24 protein-coding genes and 5 pseudogenes are annotated in these 21,965 nt (G+C 49.4%); 16 read left to right on the forward strand and 13 right to left on the reverse strand.

Annotated features, from left to right (window positions below):
• The first annotated feature begins 12 nt into the window (after positions 1–12).
• Positions 13–3,627 (forward strand): conjugal transfer protein TraG N-terminal domain-containing protein, encoded by a 3,615-nt coding sequence (locus tag M1F03_RS19415; RefSeq protein ID WP_000534551.1) that lies wholly within the window; start codon positions 13–15, stop codon positions 3,625–3,627.
• A 37-nt stretch (positions 3,628–3,664) separates the two neighbouring features.
• Here the strand turns inward: M1F03_RS19415 and M1F03_RS19420 are convergent, their stop codons facing one another.
• Positions 3,665–4,027: a hypothetical protein gene (locus M1F03_RS19420; protein ID WP_000683483.1), complete on the reverse strand. Its 363-nt coding sequence runs from the start codon at positions 4,025–4,027 to the stop codon at positions 3,665–3,667.
• 715 nt (positions 4,028–4,742) lie between these two features.
• Between M1F03_RS19420 and M1F03_RS19425 the strand changes: the two genes are divergently transcribed.
• The 4 genes from M1F03_RS19425 to M1F03_RS19440 are packed head-to-tail and all read left to right on the forward strand — an operon-like array spanning position 4,743 to position 6,715.
• The gene (locus tag M1F03_RS19425) at positions 4,743–5,015 is read left to right on the forward strand and encodes a helix-turn-helix domain-containing protein (RefSeq protein ID WP_000356489.1); all 273 of its coding nucleotides are present in this window, start codon (positions 4,743–4,745) and stop codon (positions 5,013–5,015) included.
• Positions 5,015–5,548, forward strand: coding sequence for a transglycosylase SLT domain-containing protein (locus M1F03_RS19430; RefSeq protein WP_000790610.1), 534 nt, complete (start codon positions 5,015–5,017; stop codon positions 5,546–5,548). Before M1F03_RS19425 ends, M1F03_RS19430 begins: the two co-directional genes overlap by 1 nt.
• Before the next feature lie 10 nt (positions 5,549–5,558).
• Positions 5,559–6,167 (forward strand): hypothetical protein, encoded by a 609-nt coding sequence (locus tag M1F03_RS19435; RefSeq protein ID WP_000891157.1) that lies wholly within the window; start codon positions 5,559–5,561, stop codon positions 6,165–6,167.
• A complete protein-coding gene (locus M1F03_RS19440) occupies positions 6,164–6,715 on the forward strand; it encodes a FlhC family transcriptional regulator (RefSeq protein ID WP_001020646.1) in 552 nt (183 codons plus the stop codon). Before M1F03_RS19435 ends, M1F03_RS19440 begins: the two co-directional genes overlap by 4 nt.
• 59 nt (positions 6,716–6,774) lie before the next feature.
• On the opposite strand, the gene M1F03_RS19445 is transcribed toward M1F03_RS19440, so the two are convergent.
• From M1F03_RS19445 to M1F03_RS19460, 4 genes are read right to left on the reverse strand one after another with little or no spacing between them, the layout of a single operon-like run.
• Positions 6,775–7,194, reverse strand: a complete 420-nt coding sequence (locus M1F03_RS19445) for an H-NS family nucleoid-associated regulatory protein (protein WP_000651490.1) — start codon at positions 7,192–7,194, stop codon at positions 6,775–6,777.
• 1 nt (position 7,195) lies between these two features.
• A complete protein-coding gene (locus M1F03_RS19450; RefSeq protein WP_000919078.1) occupies positions 7,196–7,489 on the reverse strand; it encodes a hypothetical protein in 294 nt (97 codons plus the stop codon).
• Positions 7,490–7,505: 16 nt separating this feature from the next.
• Positions 7,506–8,489 (reverse strand): ParM/StbA family protein, encoded by a 984-nt coding sequence (locus M1F03_RS19455; protein ID WP_000077458.1) that lies wholly within the window; start codon positions 8,487–8,489, stop codon positions 7,506–7,508.
• Positions 8,425–8,766, reverse strand: coding sequence for a hypothetical protein (locus M1F03_RS19460; protein ID WP_131728116.1), 342 nt, complete (start codon positions 8,764–8,766; stop codon positions 8,425–8,427). Before M1F03_RS19460 ends, M1F03_RS19455 begins: the two co-directional genes overlap by 65 nt.
• 221 nt (positions 8,767–8,987) lie before the next feature.
• Between M1F03_RS19460 and mobI the strand changes: the two genes are divergently transcribed.
• The 4 genes from mobI to M1F03_RS19480 all read left to right on the forward strand — a co-directional run bounded on the left by mobI (position 8,988) and on the right by M1F03_RS19480 (position 11,854).
• Positions 8,988–9,527: a conjugative transfer protein MobI(A/C) gene (gene mobI, locus M1F03_RS19465; RefSeq protein ID WP_001447712.1), complete on the forward strand. Its 540-nt coding sequence runs from the start codon at positions 8,988–8,990 to the stop codon at positions 9,525–9,527.
• Positions 9,528–9,531: 4 nt separating this feature from the next.
• The gene (locus tag M1F03_RS19470; protein ID WP_000127321.1) at positions 9,532–9,819 is read left to right on the forward strand and encodes a hypothetical protein; all 288 of its coding nucleotides are present in this window, start codon (positions 9,532–9,534) and stop codon (positions 9,817–9,819) included.
• A complete protein-coding gene (locus M1F03_RS19475) occupies positions 9,804–10,904 on the forward strand; it encodes a RepB family plasmid replication initiator protein (RefSeq protein ID WP_000350011.1) in 1,101 nt (366 codons plus the stop codon). Before M1F03_RS19470 ends, M1F03_RS19475 begins: the two co-directional genes overlap by 16 nt.
• Positions 10,905–11,689: 785 nt before the next feature.
• Positions 11,690–11,854: a hypothetical protein gene (locus M1F03_RS19480; protein WP_014342194.1), complete on the forward strand. Its 165-nt coding sequence runs from the start codon at positions 11,690–11,692 to the stop codon at positions 11,852–11,854.
• An 86-nt stretch (positions 11,855–11,940) separates the two neighbouring features.
• Here the strand turns inward: M1F03_RS19480 and M1F03_RS19485 are convergent, their stop codons facing one another.
• Together M1F03_RS19485 and M1F03_RS19490 are read right to left on the reverse strand one after the other, a co-directional pair.
• Entirely contained in the window at positions 11,941–12,297 is a 357-nt protein-coding gene (locus M1F03_RS19485) for a hypothetical protein (protein ID WP_000362652.1), read from the reverse strand.
• A gap of 4 nt (positions 12,298–12,301) precedes the next feature.
• Positions 12,302–12,490, reverse strand: coding sequence for a hypothetical protein (locus M1F03_RS19490; protein ID WP_272572978.1), 189 nt, complete (start codon positions 12,488–12,490; stop codon positions 12,302–12,304).
• 23 nt (positions 12,491–12,513) lie between these two features.
• Here M1F03_RS19490 and M1F03_RS19495 point away from each other — a divergent pair, with 23 nt between their 5' ends.
• From M1F03_RS19495 to M1F03_RS19510, 4 genes and pseudogenes are all read left to right on the forward strand, one after another.
• Positions 12,514–12,741: a hypothetical protein gene (locus M1F03_RS19495; RefSeq protein ID WP_000248278.1), complete on the forward strand. Its 228-nt coding sequence runs from the start codon at positions 12,514–12,516 to the stop codon at positions 12,739–12,741.
• Positions 12,742–12,791: 50 nt separating this feature from the next.
• Positions 12,792–13,928, forward strand: a complete 1,137-nt coding sequence (locus tag M1F03_RS19500) for a DUF3883 domain-containing protein (RefSeq protein WP_000080861.1) — start codon at positions 12,792–12,794, stop codon at positions 13,926–13,928.
• A gap of 114 nt (positions 13,929–14,042) precedes the next feature.
• On the forward strand, positions 14,043–15,413 hold the full coding sequence (locus M1F03_RS19505; protein ID WP_000971921.1) for an IS1182-like element ISCfr1 family transposase: 1,371 nt from the start codon (positions 14,043–14,045) through the stop codon (positions 15,411–15,413).
• A 562-nt stretch (positions 15,414–15,975) separates the two neighbouring features.
• Positions 15,976–16,596, forward strand: a pseudogene (locus tag M1F03_RS19510) (DMT family transporter); the annotation flags it as partial.
• 19 nt (positions 16,597–16,615) lie between these two features.
• On the opposite strand, the gene M1F03_RS19515 reads toward M1F03_RS19510, so the two are convergent.
• On the reverse strand, positions 16,616–17,743 hold the full coding sequence (locus tag M1F03_RS19515; protein ID WP_169033305.1) for an ISAs1-like element ISKpn9 family transposase: 1,128 nt from the start codon (positions 17,741–17,743) through the stop codon (positions 16,616–16,618).
• A 134-nt stretch (positions 17,744–17,877) separates the two neighbouring features.
• Here M1F03_RS19515 and M1F03_RS19520 point away from each other — a divergent pair.
• Positions 17,878–18,132: pseudogene (locus tag M1F03_RS19520) on the forward strand (EamA family transporter); the annotation flags it as partial.
• A 536-nt stretch (positions 18,133–18,668) separates the two neighbouring features.
• On the opposite strand, the pseudogene M1F03_RS19525 reads toward M1F03_RS19520, so the two are convergent.
• The 3 pseudogenes from M1F03_RS19525 to M1F03_RS19535 form a co-directional block, all read right to left on the reverse strand.
• Positions 18,669–19,127, reverse strand: a pseudogene (locus M1F03_RS19525) (hypothetical protein); the annotation flags it as partial.
• A gap of 105 nt (positions 19,128–19,232) precedes the next feature.
• Positions 19,233–19,802: pseudogene (locus M1F03_RS19530) on the reverse strand (cysteine peptidase family C39 domain-containing protein); the annotation flags it as partial.
• 92 nt (positions 19,803–19,894) lie between these two features.
• Positions 19,895–20,053 (reverse strand): annotated as a pseudogene (locus M1F03_RS19535) (helix-turn-helix domain-containing protein); the annotation flags it as partial.
• Between the two features lie 635 nt (positions 20,054–20,688).
• Between M1F03_RS19535 and dinQ the strand changes: the two are divergent.
• Positions 20,689–20,769, forward strand: coding sequence for a damage-inducible type I toxin DinQ (gene dinQ, locus M1F03_RS20070; RefSeq protein WP_350445702.1), 81 nt, complete (start codon positions 20,689–20,691; stop codon positions 20,767–20,769).
• 119 nt (positions 20,770–20,888) lie between these two features.
• Positions 20,889–21,023, forward strand: a complete 135-nt coding sequence (locus M1F03_RS19540; protein ID WP_269447257.1) for a hypothetical protein — start codon at positions 20,889–20,891, stop codon at positions 21,021–21,023.
• A 248-nt stretch (positions 21,024–21,271) separates the two neighbouring features.
• Here M1F03_RS19540 and M1F03_RS19545 read toward each other — a convergent pair whose 3' ends face one another.
• Positions 21,272–21,508: an EAL domain-containing protein gene (locus tag M1F03_RS19545; RefSeq protein ID WP_172436302.1), complete on the reverse strand. Its 237-nt coding sequence runs from the start codon at positions 21,506–21,508 to the stop codon at positions 21,272–21,274.
• A 184-nt stretch (positions 21,509–21,692) separates the two neighbouring features.
• On the reverse strand, positions 21,693–21,959 hold the full coding sequence (locus M1F03_RS19550; RefSeq protein WP_142351764.1) for a hypothetical protein: 267 nt from the start codon (positions 21,957–21,959) through the stop codon (positions 21,693–21,695).
• Positions 21,960–21,965: the final 6 nt, after the last annotated feature.

Here is a 21,965-nt window from a genome sequence, read left to right on the forward strand (position 1 = left end):
GGAGCTATTGGAATGGGATCTTTTTCAATCCACTCTATCGGTGACTCTGCTTTTCTGGAGCAAATCCTGATTGCAGTATCAATGATCACCGGCACCGGGGATTTCGAGAAGATGGTCAGTATTGGCCTGCTTCTTGGGGTCTTGATGATCTGTATTCAGTCCGTCTTTCAGGGCGCAAAGCAAATCAACCTCCAGCAAGTGCTGGTAGGTTGGATTCTATATGCCTGTTTCTTCGGCCCAACCACAACTGTGACTATCGAGGACGCTTATACAGGGCAGGTTCGAGTCGTCGCCAATGTCCCTATTGGGGTAGGCTTTGCTGGAGGTGTCATATCCAACGTGGGATACACCATCACCAATTTGTTTGAAACTGGATATGGGGTAATCGTACCCAATGTCACGGAAAGCCACTTTTCCGAAACACTGAAACTGTTGAATGACGTCAGACGGCGAGCCTATGACACAGGAGTTTTTACTGCGCTTAACTCAGCAAATGGAGGCGGCTATGTTGACGTGAGGCGTTCCTGGAACAATTACATTCGGGAATGCACGTTAACCAAAGTCGATCTCAACCTAATGTCCCTTGATGAGTTGATGAACCGTTCAACTGACTCAGCTTTGCGATTCAACTCACAGCTCTACGGAACTAGGTTGTATTTGTCTACAGCAAACCCTGACGGCGCTGACTACACATGTACTGACGGATGGGTGGCTATTAGCACTGCAACCGCCAACCTAAGCAGCCCGGTTGTTGTTGATGCTCTTAACAGCCTACTGGGTATTGACACGTCAACTGGAGACAACGCTCTAACGAAGCTGACCGATTCGCTTCAAGCGATGGGTGCCACAACTACGTCATCAATCGACTATCTGAAAGCCGCCGTTCTGGAGCCCCTCTATTATGAAGCCGCAGCAGGACGTTATCAGGACCTCCAGGATTATGGCTCTGCATTGATGGTCAACCAGGCTATTCAGCAACGGAACACACAGTGGGCCGCAGAGCAGTCGATGTTCATGACCGTCGTCCGACCAATGCTGACGTTCTTTGAAGGCTTTATTTATGCTATAACCCCGATCATTGCTTTTATTATCGTGATGGGCAGCTTCGGCCTCCAGTTAGCCGGGAAATATGTACAAACCATCCTCTGGATTCAGCTATGGATGCCAGTCCTCTCAATTATAAACCTGTTTGTTCATACCGCCGCGTCAAATGAGATGTCTAGCCTCAGTGCTGGTGGTCTCAACTCCATGTACGCTCTTTCCTCAACTGGAGATGTTCTGCAACACTGGATTGCAACCGGCGGCATGTTGGCTGCGGCCACTCCGGTGATTTCCCTGTTTATCGTCACAGGTAGCACCTACGCCTTCACCAGCTTGGCATCGAGAATAAGTGGTTCTGACCACGTTGACGAAAAGATGCAAACGCCAGATCTACTCAAGCAAGGTCCGGTTATGCAAAGTCAGCCAGCGTACAATCACAACCAGTTCAGTGGTGCGATTGCAAACGGCGCAGAAAGCATGATCAGTACCTTCTCGCTTGGCTCCACCTTGGCATCAGGCGTGAGCTCCGCACAGGCATTACAAAGTCAGAAATCGGAGGCTTTCCAAAGCACTCTTGGTCGAGGTTTTTCTGATGGAGTAAGTCAGGATCAAGCCTATTCAAGACTCTCCAATGTCGGGCGCAACGTTTCGTCGCAAAACACAGCTCAAAGCCAATTGATCAACCAGCAAGCCAAGAACTTCATGGATAAGTTCCAGGTGGATGATAGCCACTCTGATGCTGTCAAAGGTGCTTTTGCCATGCAGGCTATGGGCACACTCGATGTTGACGAAGCTGCGTCCATGCTTATGCCTATGGTTGGCAAGGCCAGGGCAGCAATGAAGGCCGCTGCTGGTGTGAAATCAAACAGTACAGCCCTAGTTCCTGCTGGTGGTAATGGCGAATCAGGCGGCGGCAGTGATGTCCTGGACATCAAAGCGCAAGCGAAGGGAGCAACAGAGTCATCAACTCAAGACTCTTCAAGCTGGTCAGCGAGTGATGTGTCCCAGTTCATGAAGGGTGTGAGCTATTCGCAAACCGATAGCCAGGCGTTGACAAATCAATTAGCGCAGGGTTTCAGCCGTTCTGGAAGCGAGTCATTCAAGCAAACCTGGGGCGATAGCTTATCCCAGAACCTATCCAAGTCCGCTTCTGAACTGGTGTCTGCATCGGACACCTTCACAACAATGAGTCAGCTCCAAAACCAAATGGGCTCCATGACTAATACCGACTTTAAAACTCTCGGTGGTGCAGTAGCACAAACCCCTGCGGCCATGAACCAACTGAATGACTATTTCCGAAATGCCGCGCCGCAATCGGTTAAAGACGAGGCGGCTTCACTACAGCAAAGATACCAAGCCTACGGAATGTCTCCTCAAGTGGCCCAGGCAGCAGCGCGAATGACAGCAATGACCAACTCCAAAAATTACGAACAGGGTAAGGAGCTTGGCGGGTATCAAGCCGCACTACAGGCGATCAATACCGCGTCCGGTCGCAACGGAGCATTTAGTGGTGATGCTTACGGAAATAACGGCATTGAAGGCCCGAATGTTCAAGGCCTACCAGGTCAGGTTCAAGGGGCTGTAGGCAGTGGACCTAACATCCCAACCGGATTCCGGGAGAATGTGGCTGGGATGGCTGGAACTAATCCGGCATCAGAAGCTGGGCAGTTACCAACGAATAGCCCCCTTGTTCAAAATGAACATGCAGCCGGTACGTCAGCTCTTCATAACCAAGCACAGCAAACAGAGCGAAATGTATCTGCTCCTGAACTGAAAAAAGCCCAAGATAACCTTATGAACTCGCTTCCGGAAATGTCTTGGAGCGCTTCGGCGTGGGGAGCGTGGGACAACTCCAGTGATTGGATGGGCCGCAGAGCTGAACAAGCAGGTGGAGCTCTCATTGCTGGTGGTCAAGCTGGCGCTGATGCGTTCTCAAGAGCGATGGATCAAATGAGAACGATGACACCTGAACAACGCGACCAATTCATCGCGGCCACTCAACGCGGCGACCAGGCCGTGCAAGAGGAGTTTGGCTGGGCCGGTGATGCGATGGTCGGTATGGCTAAACTTGGCCGCAACGTCATGGGAGCTGCTGCAAGCGGCTATGATGCAGCGAAGGAGTGGTTAACTGGTAAATCTGATCTATCGGAAGCCGCTAAAGGGATGAGCATTGAGGAACGCGGCGCGTTCTATGCAGCAGCGCTATCCTCTGCCGCAGAAGCTGGTGGTGGAGCCGCGCAGCAGTTTATGAACCAGTACGGTGATGAGTTCAAAGAAACGATGCAGTCTATCGCTCAAAGCCGTTATGGGCTGACTGAATCCCAAGCCGCTGTTTATGCCGAATCGTTTGACACAAACGAAGGTCGCATGAACCAGGCTGTTCAGAATCTGAAAATGGAGTATGCAGAACGTAACCCGGATGGCTCACCGATGATGCAAGGAGGTCAGCCTGTTCTTTCTCAGCAAAACGAAGAGTTTACGGACAAGCTGGTAAACGTATTGCAGAACTCGACGGAAGCTGGAGACCGTTCAGGTAGCTATTTGACTGCCGTCAGGGGGTACAACATAGCAAATCAAAGGTTCTAAAAGACCAACCAAATAATAAGGGGGCCAGCAGGCCCCCTTATTCGTCTCCAGCTCCAATATGGAAGCGCTGGTCAAAATCATAGGAATCTTGAAACCCACCAGTTTGTTTTTTTCTGCGCCGGGTAGGTGGTGCCTCTTTATATGCTGACCGCGCAACGCGGATAAAGCACGTTAGTCCAAACAGAGCCCCGACAACCAAAGCAACTTGCCACTGGAAGTAAGCGATCCCTCCCCAAAAGATAACAGCAGCCCAAAGGCTTTTGTGAACCAGAAATAGGAAACGAGCACCCCAAACGCCGAAGGGAGCCAGCGCCACACCAAGTCCCCAAGGTGTGTCAGCCATCATGGCTATTCCCAGAAGCACCATTCCCAGCAGAAGAATATTGACCACATGTTTCATATCAACCCCCTTACTCTTTACCTCCAGTTTACCACGGCATCAAAAAATGCAACTGTGAAAGTTTGACTATTTTTTGCTAAACAACCATTCCATTGGCAACTTCTTCGATTAGAATTTGCCCTCAAACTTTCACATGTGAAAGTTTGCCCTTACGGAACAAGGCGTTTATTGACAAAGCATTACATAGTTGAACATGTCAAACAAATCGCATACACTATGGAATAGGCCATTGCTAACGCTTTGGTCCCCACCTGCAACACCGCAGAGTTCTCTTTCTCAAATATCTCTTTCTGTAAACACCATCATCCTTGTGTGGTCGGGATGCGCCTTTGCCTTCCCTGCCCTCCTCAGCTCCTGCTGTATTCGCAATTTCAGCCCTCGCTGTATCCCTAAAATCACTTATACCTAAACGCTATTTAATATCACAAAATACCGCACTCCCCGTGCGCTATTTCCGCCATTCTTTTGGCGCACTTTCCATTACTATCGCAAAAATATCCGTATCCCATTGATTACTAAAAGTATTGTAACTTTGTTCCGTCGGTACAAAGTTAAGTGTATGTTTTTAAAGGTTTTTTATTGTTGACAGCATCATTATTTGGGCTTGTAAAGGCGCAAAATGTGTCAGTTTGTGACAATAGAAGAACTCTAAAAGCGTTCATCGAATAACGCACTTTTTGTATGGCTAACAACGCAGTTTAAAGGGTGGCAAACAATGGATAAATGCCAATTGATAGACATCCCAAGCGACCCAGAGAAGAAACGTGAGTGGATCAAGTACAAACTCAAGATCCAGGGGCTTTCTCTGGCCGCATTGGGCAGAAAACACAAAACATCTCGGCAGGTGGTGTCTACGGCACTCTATAAGCCCAGTCCACGCTGGGAACATGAGATAGCTACAGCTTTGGGTGTGAAGCCGTCTGAGATTTGGCCGGAGCGGTACGACGAAGAACACGAAATACCCCTCAGACATAAGGAGGCAAGCTGATGAAGAACAAAGCCAAGGCGCTAGTTCTGTCTGCGGCTCTCCTTTCATCAACAGCGAATGCTATTGACCTGAGCGGAACCATCTTCGACAAAGCAGCGAAAGCATATAACCTCGACCCTCTTCTAGTGTATTCGGTCGCATTGGCCGAATCTGCATCAGGGAGAGGTAATGGCTCTATAAGTCCTTGGCCTTGGACGCTTCGCGTTCCTGGGCTTCCTTTCTATGCTAAGTCGGAAGATCAGGCAAAGGCTAAGCTCGCTGAGTTTCAGCAGCAGTACGGTCGTGCCATTGATGTCGGGTTTATGCAAGTGAGCATCCGGTGGAATGGTCATAGAGTTTCTTCTCCAGCAGATCTTCTCGACCCAGAGACCAACGTCATGGTTGGGGCAGAGGTGCTATCAGAAGCCATTCAGTCATCTCCAAATGACTTGGAGCTTGGCGTTGGCCGCTATCACGCCTGGGAAGACGAAATCCGAGCCAGAAACTATGGTAGCCGAGTCTTGGCTATCTATCGCAACCTTCGTGATTTGTGAGGGGGGCGGAATGTTGGAACTGGATATTATTGGTGCGTGGGATGCAAGAGCCGTCAACCTCGATCAAGAAGAAGCTGATAGAAACGTCTACGAGTTCGATCTGACATTGTGGAACCTGCTATCCACTCTGGCAAAAGAACGTCCAGATGATGCGGCCTCACAATTTTCTTTGGGCATGGACACCGTTCAAAAGCTGTCACTGGCAACACCTTCCCAATTGGAAGCTCTGGCCTCTGGCGTGTTGATCTCTTTCAAACTCGAAACAGCAGAGCAGAACATCATCACGCGACTCTCTGGCGACTACGACCCTGTAGTTTTTATCAACCATAGTGTTGATGAATTTGATGCTGCCTACTGGTTGCTATTTAACCGCGTCGCATCGAGAGACCCGGAGATGGCAAAGGAAGTTTTCGGGGTTTCGAGAGAGCTTGCGGAGCTGGTGGCTAAGGCAACAGACAGCCAGTTGCGCCACATGTCTGGAACAACGGTTACGCATTTTACGCTTCGTTTTGCTCCGAGCATCATTGAAGAAATTCTCGATGACAGCCGGGAAGAGTTAACACACCCGGTATTGAAAAAACTGCAACAGTCTCTACAGGGACGTGGGAGGTGGAGATGAACATTGGCAACTCTGGTACATTGGGTCGCTGGGTTACAGCTCGACACATGGCCCTTGCTGGGTACATCACAAAAATCATCATGATCGAGACTGGTCTGACCTACAAACAGGTCAGACGGCTTTACCAGGATCTGGAGAGGGACGGATATACTCTGGAACGAAAATCCAGAACTTTCCGGGGTGGTGCGACACTGATTCATAGTCACACATCCAAGATACAGGCCTCTCTTCTAATGCAGCTCTACTTCAACATTGGTGGAGAAGCCGTGTTGCGGTCTGTGAACATCAAAGCCTTGAACAAGGCATTTAGAATGTATCACGCAATCCGCAAAGAAGTGCCCGGAATGAAAGGTGCTCGGTGGGCTCCGTTTGATATTACTGATGCCTGGTGTCTTGCTTCGGAGCTGAGAAGTGGGGACGCAATGCTGGAGGTGTGCGACAACTGCAAGTGTACGTACTTCACCTCTGTTAATCAAAGAACCTGCGTTGAATGTCCGTTCTGCAAAGAACAAGGAAGGCATGGTGGTGGGGAGAAAGAGTGTGCTTGAGTAGACTATGACATTTCGGACCAGAAGATGAGCGCCCAAACTTTGCGGCGCTCATTTTTTTACTTCTTCTGTGGGATACGGTAGCGCTCCAGCTCGACAGCTCCCAACCCCTTGAAAGCATCCGGGCGACGTCCTTGCCCACTCCACGAAACTCCGTCTTTTGAATATTTAGCATTATCAGGTTCTGATCTGCTCGTGAACATTTCGTTGAGCAAGCCGATGTCCACACCGCAGGATTCCATGTCGCTCATTATTCGCTCAGCCTGAGCTCGCTTTTCTTTTTCTTCTTCTTCTCGCTTTTTGTACTCTTCCTCCAGTTCATTGAGAACGCCCTTCATTCTGTCAATGATCTCCCGAACTTCATCTAACGGGAGTCCTCGCAACAGGGTGCGAATGCGGCTTTTACGCTTTAACTCTGCGATTATTAACTCTCTACGTTCAGCCGCTGATAGCGTAGAGAACTCCTCGTGGTCTTTCATGTCATACGGAGCCCATCAGTTTTCCTTTAAGTGAATCACGTTGAGAGTTCAGTTTTGCGTCAGTCTGCACTGGCGAATTTTGATGCTGTGCAGGTTGACTCTCTGAACTCTGTTGCTCAAAAGACCCAATGTTGCCAGAAAATCGAAGAGAATAAAGACCCAATAGAGCAAGGGCGCGGAGCCGATCACTACGCGCCTTATGCTGCATCTGGGACAGTTCACGATAGAGCTCCGGAAAGGCTTGCTCCGATATGTTCAGATTAGATATTTTTCCATCCCATTTGCTACCAGCCACAACGACCTCCTATCTATCAGCCGCAGAACCAGAAGCCCCTGGCATTGGATGCCACGGATTCGTTGGGCAGTACGATCCTGCTCTTAGGGAAAAGCTCCTTGGCCGCATCTTGGTAAGCCTCGGCACCGCCGCCAGCCAGCAGAACTACGTCAGCATCCATCCCGTCCTCACGCATTGACTTCCGCATAGGGATCAAGGCGTTTTGAGCGACTTTGGTTGAGGCTTTCTTGAAGTAGTCTTTGATCGATACCTTTTCACCGTAGAGGAAGATTTCGGCCTTACCGGCACGAATAGCTTTCTCGATCTTTTCGATGCCAGGGGCACCGCCGTGGTCTTCCTGAATTAGCCGGTCCGTTTCCTGTAGCAACACCGACATCGCCTTGAGGCTGGTGCCAGATGAGTGATAGCGGACCTCTCCCTCTTCAAGAGCTACCCAGTCTACAGAAAAGAACCCAGGGTCAATTACAACGGTTTTTCCTCCCTGGATAATCTCCAGGAGGTCTTCATCTTTGGTTGAACTTACAACATCCATGTAAGCACCGGCAGGTTGAGGTACAACCACGACAGACTTAACCGCTACCGATCGTTTTGGCGTGATCTGGTGTTCACCCTCAAGCCGAGATTTCAACGCCTCTCTGCGCTCTACGTCCATGTACTGACTAACAGGCAGGCCAGTCACCAGCACATCGATCTCCTTCTGCTCGGACATCAGGAGTGCAGCGTAGAAAAGAGCCTTGTATGGATTGGTCGAAGGATAGTCGCCGTGAAGCTCACGCTCCCATCCTTGCAATCGGTCAGGCTCGACGCCTGCAACCCATTTCTCTCCATCAATCACAACCTGAATGCAGGTCCCTGCACCGCCAGTTAACTGTTGTGGCATCAGTTCCAATGGACCTGCCCCCACCGGCATGACGACTGTGCGAGCTTCCTCACCTTTATACCCCATTGCCATTTTCAGGTTGGAGTAACCAATATCCAAACCCAGAACAAATTGACTCATGAAATCCTCCAAAGATTGCTTTTAGATTGCTTTTCGATTGCTTGCCGCGTGTTGGATAGAGAATAAGGCTAAAAGCGGGGACAGATGGCCTGTGTAATTGCCCAAAAGGGGCATATAGGTTGCTTTTCGGTGGCTTTTTGATCGTTGAGTAAGGGAACCTATGGGAACGCTGCACGGATAGGCTCAGATAAACAGACCTTACCCTCGCATCGAGAACCGCTTGCCCTCCAGCATCGAGAGACGGTGGTAAAGAGGCATTTGGAATCTTTGATGCCATATCCAATATATCTGGAATCTTTAAATATAGATTCATATGTAAAGAGGCTGTGAAAGAATAAGAGCATCAAGATTCCAGATAGATAGAGGGAAATTTGACAAATTCCAAAGATGGGTTAGCCTAGTGACAGAACTAGATTCCAGTATTGGAATAATCAGCTTTAAATTCCAGATAGATAGTTATGTGGATAGGAATTGGATAGGAATTGGGAGGGTATTGAGGTGAGTCTACCAACAGAGCGATGGCTAGATCTGCTAGATCCGAAGCTCGAAGAAGAACGATCCGAGATAACAGAGGATCTGCTAGAGGCAGAGGGACGAGAGTTTGTTGCAGAGGTACGGAGCAAACTGGATCACGCCTTAGCGGTTCTTGCTGTCGAGGCGCAGCAGGAAGCGGACATGTACTGGAACGCGCACAAATCAGCGCGTGAAGAAGCGTCAGAGGACGAACAAGGGCGTGTCGGTACACGGGTTCGCATTCTAGGCGTATCACTCGTTGCAGAGTGGTATCGCAACAGATTTGTCGAACAAGTTCCCGGACAAAAGAAAAGGGTTCTATCGACACATATCAAGAAGGGTCGCGGTCATGCCTACAGCATGTCGCACTTCAAGAAAGAGCCTGTCTGGGCACAAGAGTTGATCCAGCAAGTTGAAACCAGGTATGCCGTGTTAAGACAACGCGCCACTGCCTTAGCAAAAATTCGCCGGGCGCTAAACGAGTACGAGCGCCAGCTAAACAAGACACATAGCGACGAGGTGTGACAACATGACAGCATCTGTAGCGGCCACTGAATTGGCGAAACTGGGGAAATGTGAAGCGATGATCAAGAAAGTCGCCAGCCATCCTCGCCCTGCCCTGTCAAAGCGCCCACAATCGCCACAGGGGACAGATAGCACCCTTCGGGGTGAGTTCGCTCATTTCCGATATGAAGCGGCAGCCCTGCGTTTTATGAGCGGCACTGCGGGGGCTAAGCGTCGCATCTACCAGCTAGTGTTTTCAGCGACGGTAGCAGCGGGAGCATTGACAATGCTGGCGGCATGGACCACCAGCTAGAAAGTATCGACGGAACAATCATGAGCAAGAGAACCAAAGACAAAGACCTGGAGAAACTCGACGTAATCAAAGACTCACCGCAAATGAGCCTGTTTGAGATCATTGAATCTCCGGCCAAGAAAGACGACTACTCCAACACCATCGAGATCTACGATGCGCTGCCGAAGTACATTTGGGACCAAAAGCGTGAGCATGAAGATTTATCCAACGCTGTAGTGACACGACAATGCACCATCAGAGGCCAGCATTTCACGGTGAAGGTGAAGCCAGCCATCATCGAGAAGGATGACGGAAGAACCGTGCTGATCTACGCGGGACAGCGAGAGGAAATCCTTGAGGATGCTCTACGCAAGCTCGCAGTGAACGGGAAAGGCCATATCATCGAGGGCAAGGCTGGAGTCATGTTCACTCTGTACGAACTCCAGAAAGAGCTCTCGAAGATGGGTCACGGGTACAACCTGAACGAAATCAAGGAAGCAATCCAGGTTTGTCGTGGCGCAACACTCGAATGTATCAGTGATGACGGTGAAGCCTTCATCAGCTCCAGCTTCTTCCCGATGGTGGGACTGACCACCAGAGGTGAGTTTCGCAAGAAAGGCGGGAACGCCAGGTGCTATGTGCAGTTCAACCCGCTGGTAAACGAATCGATCATGAATCTGTCGTTTCGTCAGTACAACTACAAAATCGGAATGCAAATCCGCTCCCCTCTTGCACGGTACATCTACAAGCGAATGAGCCACTACTGGACTCAAGCATCACCAGATTCGCCGTACACGCCATCGCTTATCAGCTTCCTGACCCAGAGCCCTCGTGAATTGAGCCCACGGATGCCGGAGAACGTCAGAGCCATGAAGCTCGCTCTGGAGGCCCTCATCAAACAAGAGGTCATAAGCGACTACGACGCGAACCAGATCAAGGATGGCCGCAGAGTCATCGACGTGCGGTACGTCATAAGGCCTCATGAGAACTTCGTGAAGCAGGTGATGGCGTCCAACAAGCGTAAGCAGCAGACAGAGCTACGGGCCATCAAGCACGGCATGATCGACCACGACATCATTGATGAACCCCAACGTAAGGGGAGATAGCCACCAGAATCTCCCCCCCCCCAGGGAAAAGAAAGATAGGCGCGTCAGCGCCTTTTTTTATGCCAGAAGAAAGCGCACAAGGTACGCCCACCAGGCAGGACCGGAAACGGAATGCCTCCGCATATGGGGGAGCTGCACGGATAGAGCGAACGTGACCCCAGATGCAGCGTGGGCTGGGGCTCTATATATGGGATCGCTGCACGGTAGTCGCAAGCTGAGTCTCAGTATCGTGCAAGCGTAAGCCACGACGAAGGATAAGTGCCATGCTGCTCCAGTGGTTCCCGTAGAGTGGTTCCCGTAAGGTATTGATAGTTAAAGGGTGAGGATGTGGGGGACCTGCACGTTATGAGATTTGATATGTGGGTACGTTGCACGAAAGCAGGTCCTGAACCTCTCGATATATGGGAACTCTGCACGATTGACGAAGCAGAACAAAGATTGACAGATCAGGACAAACCTAAAAAAGCAGTCAAAATGACTCTAATAGTCCATAAAGTGATCACGCGCACACAAAAAGAGGCCAAAAGTTATCCACATTTCCTGTGCATAAACGGGGTTTTGGTATATGGGAACGCTGCACGATCATATGTGGGTACGCTGCACGGTGCAAAAAACGACCAAAATTGAAATGTGGGTACGTTGCACGTTCAGAAAATTGTATATGGGGCGACTGCACGTATGACCTAAGACATGTGGGAATACTGCACGAACACCAGATCTGATATGTGGGAACGCTGCACGAAAGCTCTGTTTTGTAAGGATTTTGTGGAAAAAAGAGGGGTTCCGTGTGGATAACAGTGGATAAGATCCAAGGGTATGTGGGGACGTTGCACGGCAACCTATGGGAACGCTGCACGGCAACCTATGGGTTTGTTGCACGGAATAAATATGAAAACACCAGTAATATCAATGTGTTGAGTGGTGATTTAGAACGTCTAACCTGTCTTTAACCGTTTTTAATCCTTTATACAAAGATCTAAAGATCTTTATATTTATCCTTTTGATCACTGAACAAAAAATAATCAACACTGTTTTTTTAGAAAAAAGTCTCGTATGCAAGGCCGAACAGGACGAGTATCACCAACAAGATAAGCATCGACAGCACAAAGTAACCAGACTCGTACATCACAGCTTTGATCACAGAAACGACGCTGATCGATCTTCCAGAGATCCTCCCGATGATCCACTGAAACGCAACGAACGAACCAAGCCCACAGATCAGAACCACCGCTACGGAGACAAGTGCATGTTCCCTCAGGACAGACTCACTCAGGAAACCATACTGCATCCCCATCAATACAAGCCTGCCAATGCCAAAACCCAGGCCCAATGCAACAGCTCCACGAACCAGCACGACCTTCAACGACTGGAGCCATGTCAGCTCAAGATCCATCCCCTTACGGGAAGACCGACGCACCAGCACCGTAGATATGCCAAACCCCAAAAACACCAAAAAAAGACTTTTTAAGTCCGCTGGCTTGCCAGGCCTTGTTAGCTTGTACGGTCATGGTTATCGGGTAAAGAATATTGACGGCATCGCTGGTGTCGGTGGCTGAAAAGCCGGCTCCCATCAGGGCAATAGCCATTTCAGATGCAGGCGTACAGGGCAATGGTCAACAGCTACAGCCTGTCTGACGATTCCGGCGTCATGGCTGCGGCGGCTATCACGCATTTTTTGTTCGGTCAGGCGGTGTTTTCGTACCTCAATGGTTGGAGCGTGTTGATCGGACCTGGTACAGGTTTGGACAGCACGGGCTGCAAATACGCAAGGGATTTAATGGGCCTGGTGGCGTTCACGGCTTTTATCGTGACGTTTCTGTTCAGGGGCTACTCATAATCTCGTGGCTCGGCGGTTCCCGGCACACCATGACAGTAAGGAAGGACCCTGTGTCTCAACTCTCCCAGCTTCGAAGCCCCGCCGCCGTGCAGGCTGCCATCGATGAGTTCGTGCAACTGGGCCGCACGAAATTCCTGGCGCGCCACGGCTACGGCAAGTCCCGCGACTTCCTGGTACGTGATCCGAAGACCGGCACCGATTGCGATTCCAAGGCCATCGCCGGTGTGGCCTTCGGCAAGCAATTTCCCGAGCAGGGCCCGCTCACTGCTGACAGCTTCTCCGGTGGCGAGACGACCGTCGTTCCGGCGCTGACGCGGCTCGGGTTTCGCATCATTCGCATCGGCGAAGACTGGTCCGAAGAAGAGGTCCTGGCCACGGTCGAAGACTATTTCGACATGCTGCGTGCCGAGGCGGCTGGGGAGCCGTACCACAAGTCCGAGCACAACCAGGCACTGCGCCAACTGCTGAACGGTCGCAGCAAGTCTTCAGTCGAGCTCAAGCACCAGAACATTAGCGCCGTACTCGATGCCCTGGGCCTGCCCTATATCAACGGCTACAAGCCACGCGGCAACAGCCAACTGCTGCTGCGTAAATCCGTACACGCCTACGTTCTGGAACATCAGCAGACGGTCGGCGCTCTTGTCGATGCCCTGGAGGAGGTAAAACTTCCGGGTGACAAAACCTACCGAGCGGCTTTGGTAGAACCACCCGCCCGTGAAGTGCTTGTGCGTACCCCGGCATCTCTACGGCAACGCCTACCGCGAAAGTTCGATTATGCCGCTCGCGATGAAGCCAACCGCAAGCTGGGCCGGGCAGGGGAGCAGTGGGTGATTGGCTACGAACAGCAACGCCTGACCGAGCTCGGCCACCCAGAGCTTTTTCAGCGGCTGGATTGGGTGTCCGACACCCAGGGAGACGGTGCGGGGTTCGACATCCTGTCGTTCGAAGAGGACGCCCATGAGCGCTTCATCGAGGTGAAAACCACCAATGGCGGGGTAGGCTCGTCTTTCTTGGTCAGCCACAACGAACTCGAATTCTCCAAGGAGGCGGGCGATCAATTCCATCTGTATCGCGTGTTCCAGTTTCGGGACGGTCCGCGCCTGTTCACGCTACCCGGCGACCTCAGCCAACATGTGCATCTCAAGCCGACGGACTACCGGGCGAGTTTCCGGAGTTTGGTGGGGTAAAGGCAGGGTTCTGTTGAGCCGAATGGCTGTGTGCGGCCGATTCTGTTGAAAAAGTAGCGGCCTCCCCATGCCGTTGGCAAAATTGCTTTGTCAGCGAGCGTGGGGGCGAACAGCATGATGGGACAGTTACCGGGAGGACAGCAGCGCCTGTTCTACTCGTTCAATCTGGAAGATCACGTCCCGGCCCAACATCTCCTGCGCAGCATCGACCAGTGCTTGGATCTCAGTGATCTACGTGCCTACCTGGCAGATTTCTATAGCCCCATCGGGCGTCCCTCGATTGACCCGGAGTTGATGGTGCGCATGCTGGTCGTCGGCTACTGCTATGGCATTCGTTCCGAGCGGCGATTGTGCGAAGAGGTGCACCTGAACCTGGCCTATCGCTGGTTCTGCCGGTTGGGTCTGGAAGACGAAGTCCCCAATCACTCGACCTTCTCGAAGAATCGCCATGGGCGTTTTCGTGACAGCGATCTATTCCGCTGGTTATTCAATGAGGTGCTGCGGCGCTGCATGGCAGCCGGCCTAGTCAAGGGTGAAGGTTTCGCCGTCGACGCCAGCATCATTAAGGCGGATGCCAGCCGGCAACGTGGGGTGGCGGGAGATGAGGTCGATTGGAACGATCCAAAGCTCAGCAGCCGCGCAGTGCGCGAGTACCTCGAAGCCCTTGATGAAGAGGCGCTGGCTGAGGCTCTTCCCAAGAAAATTTCGCTCACTGATCCTCAGTCCCGTTGGACAGCAGCGCCAGGTGGCCCGGCCTTTTTTGCCTACTCCACGAATTACCTGATCGACACTGAGCACGGTGTGATCATGGACGTGGAAGCTACCCCGGCGCACCGTACCGCCGAAGTCGATTCGACTAGGACGATGGTCGAGCGTGTCGAGGCGCAGTTCGATCTCACACCGGAACGCCTTATCGGCGATACCGCTTATGGCACCGCCCCGATGCTGGCCTGGATGGTCGAAGAAAAGGACATCGAACCGCATGTGCCGGTGTGGGACAAGACCGAGCGCAAGGACGACAGCCTCTCCAGTAACGACTTTCACTGGAGTCAGGACGCCAATGAATATCGCTGCCCAGCCGGCAAACCGCTACGCAGTGAATGGCGCGCCTTCACCCAGCAAAGGTCGCGGGTAACTAAGGCCAAAACCGTCATTTACCGCTCCAGCCAAACCGACTGCGCCACCTGCCCGTTGAAAGCGAAATGCTGCCCCAACACGCCGAATCGGAAGATCGTCCGCAGCATCCATGAGGCTGCCCGCGACGTGGCTCGACGCATCGCCAAGACACCGGAGTACCTCGTCTCTCGCTGCGAACGAAAGAAGGTGGAGATGCTTTTCGCCCACCTCAAACGGATCATGAAACTCGACCGTTTACGACTGCGTGGCCTAACGGGTGCCACTGACGAATTCACCTTGGCTGCGATGGTGCAGAACCTGCGCCGCATGGCCAAGCTTTTGCCTCAAGGGCCACCGCTGACGGGATAGGTATGCCTGCTACGAGCAGAAACCCTCAAATTAACCCTTAAACCTGAGCAAGGACGCTCAGTGAAACGCCGGAAGGCAACTTGAAGTGGCTTGCAGCCACTTCGACAGCAGGCACACCTGATCGGCAGGCTGCCGCTAAAGCTACTTTTTCAACAGAATCGGCCGATTTGTGCCGGTCGTCAAGGACCGCTTCGGATCACTCTCAACCGGATCGCGGGCCAGCTGATTTGCTAAAACCCGCGCCAAACTCAACGAAGGATTTCGCATGATCCGTTTTTTTTGGCGATCACGCTCGGCCTGATGGTTGGCTGCTCGTCGAGTTCAAGTTCGATCTGATCAGTGAGCGGTAGCGCAAGTGGATCGCCTCAGCCAAGCAGCGTTGTTGCCGGCGGCCGGAAGAAAGCCTTGAACTAGTAGCGGAAAGGATGAAACTTTATTTTTACGATTCTCAGCATTTTCCAAGGTTGAGCGAAAATTAGGATGATACTTTAATGATTCCGGCCTCCATCCCCACAAAACGCTTGCAGATGGCAGAATTGAAATAAGTCATTGTTTTAAATGGATTTTTGCAGGAATTGCTACGTTGCAGGGTCCTGTAGTTAGGATGACACTTTATTTTCCTCCCACAACTTCCATATTGCTTGTAGCTCTCTACTACAGGCAGATTCGTGGGCAATGGAACGCTATGCAGCGCTCTTTTCACATAATCATTTTCCTGGCTTTGTTTGGCCAGGTATTATTTCCACTGACCCTGTACATTGGCTTGCAATATACATCATCGCTTAATGCTGCCATTTATTTATCTACGACTCCGGCATTGGTTTTATTGATCAATAAAACCATTTTCAAAGAAAAAATAACAGCTCAGAATATCGCCGGGGTTATTATCAGTTCTTTCGGTGTGGTCTGGCTGGTGATGCAGGGGGATTTATGGCACCTAGATACCCTAAAGCATCTCAATCGTGGCGATCTGTGGACGATGGGCTCGGCAGCAAGTTGGGCATTATATTGCGCGTTTCTGCGTCTTAAACCTCGTGAAGTAGTGGGGAATGCGTTTGTGGCTGTTAGCTCAATGATTGGTGCTGTAGTGCTTCTTCCAATATTGATTTTATCTATGGCAAAAAATGGTATTCCGGCGCTTGCCGAATTTAGTCACAGCGGTTTGGTTATTGGTCTGCTGTACAGGGCTGACGCATCAGTGTTTATACTTTGAACAACCCCATACATTCGAACAAATATTGTTCATTCAGACAGCAGAGCCTGCGCTTGTTGGCCATGCTCAGATTACGTGACTTGTTTTGCTTCAGTATGTTCAGTATCCACTGCCTGATGACCGCTAAGTTTTCTCCAGCGAAGCCCGCTCTGGCCTGAAGTTGATCCTCTCCGAACGCAATATCTAATGTCCAGTGCAGCAGATTTTCTACCGACCAGTGTGCTCGGGTTGCCTTCAGCGCTGAGGTGGCATCCAACGCTCGGCTACTTATATAAAATCTCACGAAATCATAGCCTTTGCCATTTTCAACTCGCTCAGCCTGCACGGCTATAATGGTCTTCGCTTTCCACTGCTGGCAAACAGGCATGCTTTCATCAACCACCAGAACCCAACAACGTCGATGTTCTTTTCGCCCATGTTCTGAGTCAAATTGTTCAGTAAAACCGGGCCCCGAAACATCGGTTTCATTCTTATCCCAATACGCTTGGAACTGTTCTTTTACTTCAGTATTGAGGCTAGGTTGGTTGTCTTTCACTGCAAGCAAATAATCACCCGACTTCTTGAGGATGGTATCGGCGATTTTCACCTGTGTACCCATCGCATCAATACTGACCAAACACCCTTTTAATTCAAGAAGTTGTAGTAGCTCAGGTATTGCCGTGATCTCGTTAGACTTGTCAGCGACTTTTTGCTGGCCAACACACATTCCCAGCTCAGTTGACCAGACATTGACCATATGAACAGCGTTGGCTCCTCGTCCTTTAGCGGTAGCACGAAGAGCTTTACCATCAACCGCTAGTTGGCCAACCAGCTTATCATCGCCCATGATGTCGCCGATCCACGCTTGAAAAATGGATTTCAGACTGGCGGGAGGCAGAGTGGCAAAAATGCGGTTGAATGTGTCGTGAGATGGAATGCCGCCAGGCAAGCTCAACCAGCGCCGGAACCATGGCTCTCGCTCTTGAGCAAACAAGGTAATCTCGCTCCAAGTATCAAAACCGCACATCATGGCGCAGATGGCCATGAAAACAACCTCTGACAAGATATGCGAGCACTTGGCCTGATTGCGTGGGTCTGGAATTGATTCAAGGTAGTCGAGCAAAGACTTCTGGGCCATAATAATAAACAGTTAGTTAAGATCTCGACTATTTACAGCTTGGCAACGCAAGGTACAATTAAAATCGTACTTGGCGCCGCTCAACTGATCGATACTTGATCAACTAGCGCAAAGAATGATCATGCGTCGGCCCTGGTCTGCTGTACCTGATTATTTTTCCGTCGTGGCTCTCGTATTTGTTGTGGAATAAAGGCATTCAGGCGATTGGCGCGACGCGTGGAGAAGTGTTTTCCCATTTCATCCCGCTGAGTGGTGGTTTATTCAGCGTGATGTTTCTCAGTGAGCCATTACATTTATATCATCTGGTTAGCGCGCTACTGATTATCTGCGGTATTGCACTCTGCTCAGGCAAATCAGCGAAAAGAGCATTCAACGCTGTCGTGTCATAAACAAAACGCACTGTGACCAAAGTCACCTCCGCTTCTGAAACAAAGCAGACGTTTGAATCTGAAATCACTAACGACATCGAGAAGCTTCTGAATGCCGCTTCAGCGGCATAGAGGCGCCAGATGAAGCTGTATGTGTCTGTGAAGCTAAATGGCGCCGTAAGCCCGGGAGAGCAGGCTACCGGACTATAAAATACTGCCTGTCCATCTCCTGTCCTCATTAGCCTTAACCAGCTTACAGCACTGAAGAAGTTAAGGTAATACCTTTTTAACCCCGGTGAGTGGGTTTTACGGCGCTTGCGACGTAAAGGGCGTGATTTCCGGGGCTTTGACGGCGGCAGCTTGCTGCTGACGCTTAGGGGGATGTTCTTCAGTTATATGGGGTTCTAGGCTGGAATCCCAGAAATTTCCGCAGTGCAAAGGCGACAACATTCGAACCAGTCTGCACAATAACTTACGCTCGTTATTAGTGCTGTTGTCCAACTGCTGCCGCGATTTTATCCAGAAAAGACCCTACAACATGATCTCGCGACTATTACCTATTTCTTAGTCAACCAGGGAGACGCCGTGCTCCAGAAGATGATATCCGCACCAAGATAATCTTCTGCGAATTGTACAAACTCATCCTTGCTAAATGGCTTACCCGTATTAGGGTTCCTGTAAGTCAAGGTCGGTTCCTGTACTGCCATAGCAATGAGATCCAGCTTGCTTTTGTGTTTATTGAAGAACGGATATGAGTTCTCCATTTGTGCCTTGCGGTTGGGGACGACATCCGAGCCACCAAGTCCAATATTGTTGGCACTGGCAAACTCAAACAGCCGCCCCATATAATTGTGGTCGTTGTTCCATTCGCACGGCCAGAAATTGACATATTTTACTACGTGTGATTTGACGAACACATTTCGCGCAAAGGTGAGATTTTCCATTTCTCCTGCGAAATAGTTATCGCTGGCGAATCCTTTAGGTAGCTTTTTCTTGTCAAGATCAATAGCTGAGTCGCAATTTAGCGGGTGTCATCTTATATGGGCGTCCGCCTTTCCGTCCAGCGTCTGCTGTATCGTATCTACCGCCTCAAAACGGGCATTAATACTCCCATCAAACTAGGCCAGAGGGAGACGGACCAGATGATGGAACACCCGGGCTGTCCACTGCATATTAAAATTGACGGACAGCGTAATACTAGCCCACTGGCGAGCCAGCGACAGCAACATTTGGGTCAGTGACAGCAGCAACAAGGCAATGATGATAACGCTCAGCAGGCTTCGATCGGCGGCAACCAGGACCTCATCGATCACCAGTTGGTGGAGAAGAGGACTTCCTAATGTCAGTATCTCCAGCGCCAAGGCGAAAACGCTGATGCGGGACATTGCCGCCAGCAGGCTGGGTGTTTTGCCTGTCAGCTGGCGAAGACGAATTTTCTTTCTTTCATCTCTAGCCGTGAAATCGCTGGCTGGCATCAGCTCCAGCGCGACGCCAGTGAAGTGTTTCTCTGCGTCCGGCAGGGAGATTGTCACCTTCCCCTTATCGGGATCATGTATAACCAGCCGGCTCCCACGAACCTTATGAAGCACAAAGAAATGATTCATGTTCCAGTGGAGAATACAGGGGAGAGAAAGGGACTTCAGGTCTTCCGGCTCCAGCCTGACGGCGCGGGAAGACAACCGGATACCGGCTTCTGGTAAGTTTCGTGGGCTGAAGCCAGCTAAAGTAGGAAGGTCAAAAAACAACCTTAACGTACAATAATTTTCGATATCCAAACTGACCCCTCATAGACCCGGTTAGATTTCCCGATTGCCAGCTCAAGATCTTTTACCGTCAGCCCCTGCTGTTCCATCCTGAACTTAATAACTTCAATCGGGTCAGGGGCTTCAATAGGGAAGTGTTTATTTTTGTATTCATTAATCAACACACACATGATTTCAAAACCTTAGCCATAAGCCTGCTTCTGAGTCTACAGGTGGATTATCTTAAATTTGACAAAAGCTTTAGAAGGCTAATAGCTTGACATAAATACATATAATTAGTTACTCAATATTACGCTTAATGATTATCAAACCAAACGAATTCACTCTAACCTGAGAAAGAAATCAATATTATATCTTTTAACTAAATATTTAAAAGGATGTAAGAATGAAAAGGTTAATTAGATCACTCAATGTGTTTCTATTTCTATACGCGAGCTTTGTGCATTCTTCTACCAATGTTTTTTCGTGCTCTAAACTCATTCCTGATAATCATAGTTATGTCGTCACAGATAAGTATGATATAACAAGAGGGCAAAAAAACACAAGAACACTTAGCATAACAGATAAATCGCAAAAAGAAATACCTAAAAAAGACTTGGAAAAATTAAAACCATTCATCAATTGCGTTAAGAAAAATATAAGTTAACCTTTCGCCATTGATAACGGGGGGCTTAGATCATCCAACTCATCTAATCATATATAGACAGTGAGTTTTTCGTTTCTGTTGCATTAATTTGGTAACTATAACTGACAAGACGAAGAGAAGCCGTTGTGACAGGCAGTGTAAGAGCAAGCAACGGTGTCTTTATTCCAGATGGGCGCTTTAATCAATAAAGCAATCATCGTTCTGAAGGCGTTAATCGTCTTTCTTGAACTGATCCGCATGTTCTTCTGAGCGTGACCGAAACGTCACTAAAGCCGGGGGGCAACCACTCCCCGGCTTTTAACATTTCAGCGGGTTTGTTTAGTCAGAGGAAGGTGCGGACAAATTCCTGCACCTTCAGCAGTTAATTTATGCATTCATCCGAGGATCGTATCCGAGCCGTCGAACTCTATTACCAGTATGGTAAGAAAGCCTCCGTTGTCGTCATGGAACTGGGATATCCTTCCACAAATCATCTGGGACGCTGGGTTCAGATTTATGAATAACATTTTGCTGAACGGCCATTATACCTTCCAGAGCTCCAATGAAATTATTGACTTGGATATGCTGGTCGCCGGGCTGAAACTGGGGTGACGGAAATTTCGGCGGTTCTGGCGTAGAACCCCTTTAAGCAAGCCAATGATATCGTCAAAAATCAGTGTTGCAAAAACGGGAGTGGCCATATATTGGATATCCAAACTCTCCCCTAATACATTAATTACACCATCCGCATTTAGTTATGCTTTTAATTTCTCTAAAGTAACTTCCTACGTGCCATATCATAAAGATCATAATCACCAGACCACAAATAGCCTTGCGCAGCAGTAGCATTCGTGCCTTTTGAAATGGATAGTAAAAAATAATTCTCTACTCCTTCAATAATGCACTTCATTCCTTTCACTTTGACATAATCAATAATTGATGATAATAAAACCTTATCCATGTCATCGTTTGACAATACATGCAATAACTGTGTATATAATTTAACCACAGAAAAAACCAGTACTTAGCAAATCATAGTTAGATGATTTTGTACCAAAGTCATCGAGCCAAAGTGGACAAATGGTCATAAGCTGAAATAAAATATTATCATAAGCAGTTGATGTTACATTTCGAGAGAAAAATTTCTCTGATATCTCAAGCGAAATGCTAGAACCTAACAACTTAATATCGTTTTATATTTTCTTATCAGCAATTATTGATTCAGCAATACTGTAAGTAATATTGACAGAAGCAATAACATTACTTGAAATTAAAAACTCATAATGTTCTTTCAAGCGACGCAACTGGTACTTAAAAATATGAAAAATCACTTCATCACTTATAGTTTCAAAAAAACAGATGCAGAAATACCCCCCTCTTGATGCGTGAGTTATTCTACTTAATACCTCTATAGCATACAATGCTCCGGACATTGACAATATAGGTTCATAGTAAGCCATAATAAT

It is taken from the genome of Providencia sp. PROV080, from assembly GCF_033688105.1.
GTDB classification, from domain to species: domain Bacteria; phylum Pseudomonadota; class Gammaproteobacteria; order Enterobacterales; family Enterobacteriaceae; genus Providencia; species Providencia zhejiangensis.

What these genes read in the sequence shown, in the direction of transcription:
- M1F03_RS19415 (WP_000534551.1), top strand. Translation starts at nt 13, where the DNA reads ATGGGATCTTTTTCAATCCACTCTATCGGTGACTCTGCTTTTCTGGAG.
- M1F03_RS19515 (WP_169033305.1), bottom strand. Translation starts at nt 17,743, where the DNA reads ATGGCCCAGAAGTCTTTGCTCGACTACCTTGAATCAATTCCAGACCCA.
- M1F03_RS19540 (WP_269447257.1), top strand. Translation starts at nt 20,889, where the DNA reads ATGCATTCATCCGAGGATCGTATCCGAGCCGTCGAACTCTATTACCAG.
- M1F03_RS19505 (WP_000971921.1), top strand. Translation starts at nt 14,043, where the DNA reads ATGATGGGACAGTTACCGGGAGGACAGCAGCGCCTGTTCTACTCGTTC.
- M1F03_RS19420 (WP_000683483.1), bottom strand. Translation starts at nt 4,027, where the DNA reads ATGAAACATGTGGTCAATATTCTTCTGCTGGGAATGGTGCTTCTGGGA.
- dinQ (WP_350445702.1), top strand. Translation starts at nt 20,689, where the DNA reads ATGGGCGCTTTAATCAATAAAGCAATCATCGTTCTGAAGGCGTTAATC.
- M1F03_RS19430 (WP_000790610.1), top strand. Translation starts at nt 5,015, where the DNA reads ATGAAGAACAAAGCCAAGGCGCTAGTTCTGTCTGCGGCTCTCCTTTCA.
- M1F03_RS19440 (WP_001020646.1), top strand. Translation starts at nt 6,164, where the DNA reads ATGAACATTGGCAACTCTGGTACATTGGGTCGCTGGGTTACAGCTCGA.
- M1F03_RS19460 (WP_131728116.1), bottom strand. Translation starts at nt 8,766, where the DNA reads ATGGCATCAAAGATTCCAAATGCCTCTTTACCACCGTCTCTCGATGCT.
- M1F03_RS19435 (WP_000891157.1), top strand. Translation starts at nt 5,559, where the DNA reads ATGTTGGAACTGGATATTATTGGTGCGTGGGATGCAAGAGCCGTCAAC.
- M1F03_RS19475 (WP_000350011.1), top strand. Translation starts at nt 9,804, where the DNA reads ATGGACCACCAGCTAGAAAGTATCGACGGAACAATCATGAGCAAGAGA.
- M1F03_RS19445 (WP_000651490.1), bottom strand. Translation starts at nt 7,194, where the DNA reads ATGAAAGACCACGAGGAGTTCTCTACGCTATCAGCGGCTGAACGTAGA.
- M1F03_RS19550 (WP_142351764.1), bottom strand. Translation starts at nt 21,959, where the DNA reads ATGGCTTACTATGAACCTATATTGTCAATGTCCGGAGCATTGTATGCT.
- M1F03_RS19485 (WP_000362652.1), bottom strand. Translation starts at nt 12,297, where the DNA reads ATGGATCTTGAGCTGACATGGCTCCAGTCGTTGAAGGTCGTGCTGGTT.
- M1F03_RS19425 (WP_000356489.1), top strand. Translation starts at nt 4,743, where the DNA reads ATGGATAAATGCCAATTGATAGACATCCCAAGCGACCCAGAGAAGAAA.
- M1F03_RS19470 (WP_000127321.1), top strand. Translation starts at nt 9,532, where the DNA reads ATGACAGCATCTGTAGCGGCCACTGAATTGGCGAAACTGGGGAAATGT.
- M1F03_RS19495 (WP_000248278.1), top strand. Translation starts at nt 12,514, where the DNA reads ATGGTCAACAGCTACAGCCTGTCTGACGATTCCGGCGTCATGGCTGCG.
- M1F03_RS19455 (WP_000077458.1), bottom strand. Translation starts at nt 8,489, where the DNA reads ATGAGTCAATTTGTTCTGGGTTTGGATATTGGTTACTCCAACCTGAAA.
- M1F03_RS19490 (WP_272572978.1), bottom strand. Translation starts at nt 12,490, where the DNA reads ATGGCTATTGCCCTGATGGGAGCCGGCTTTTCAGCCACCGACACCAGC.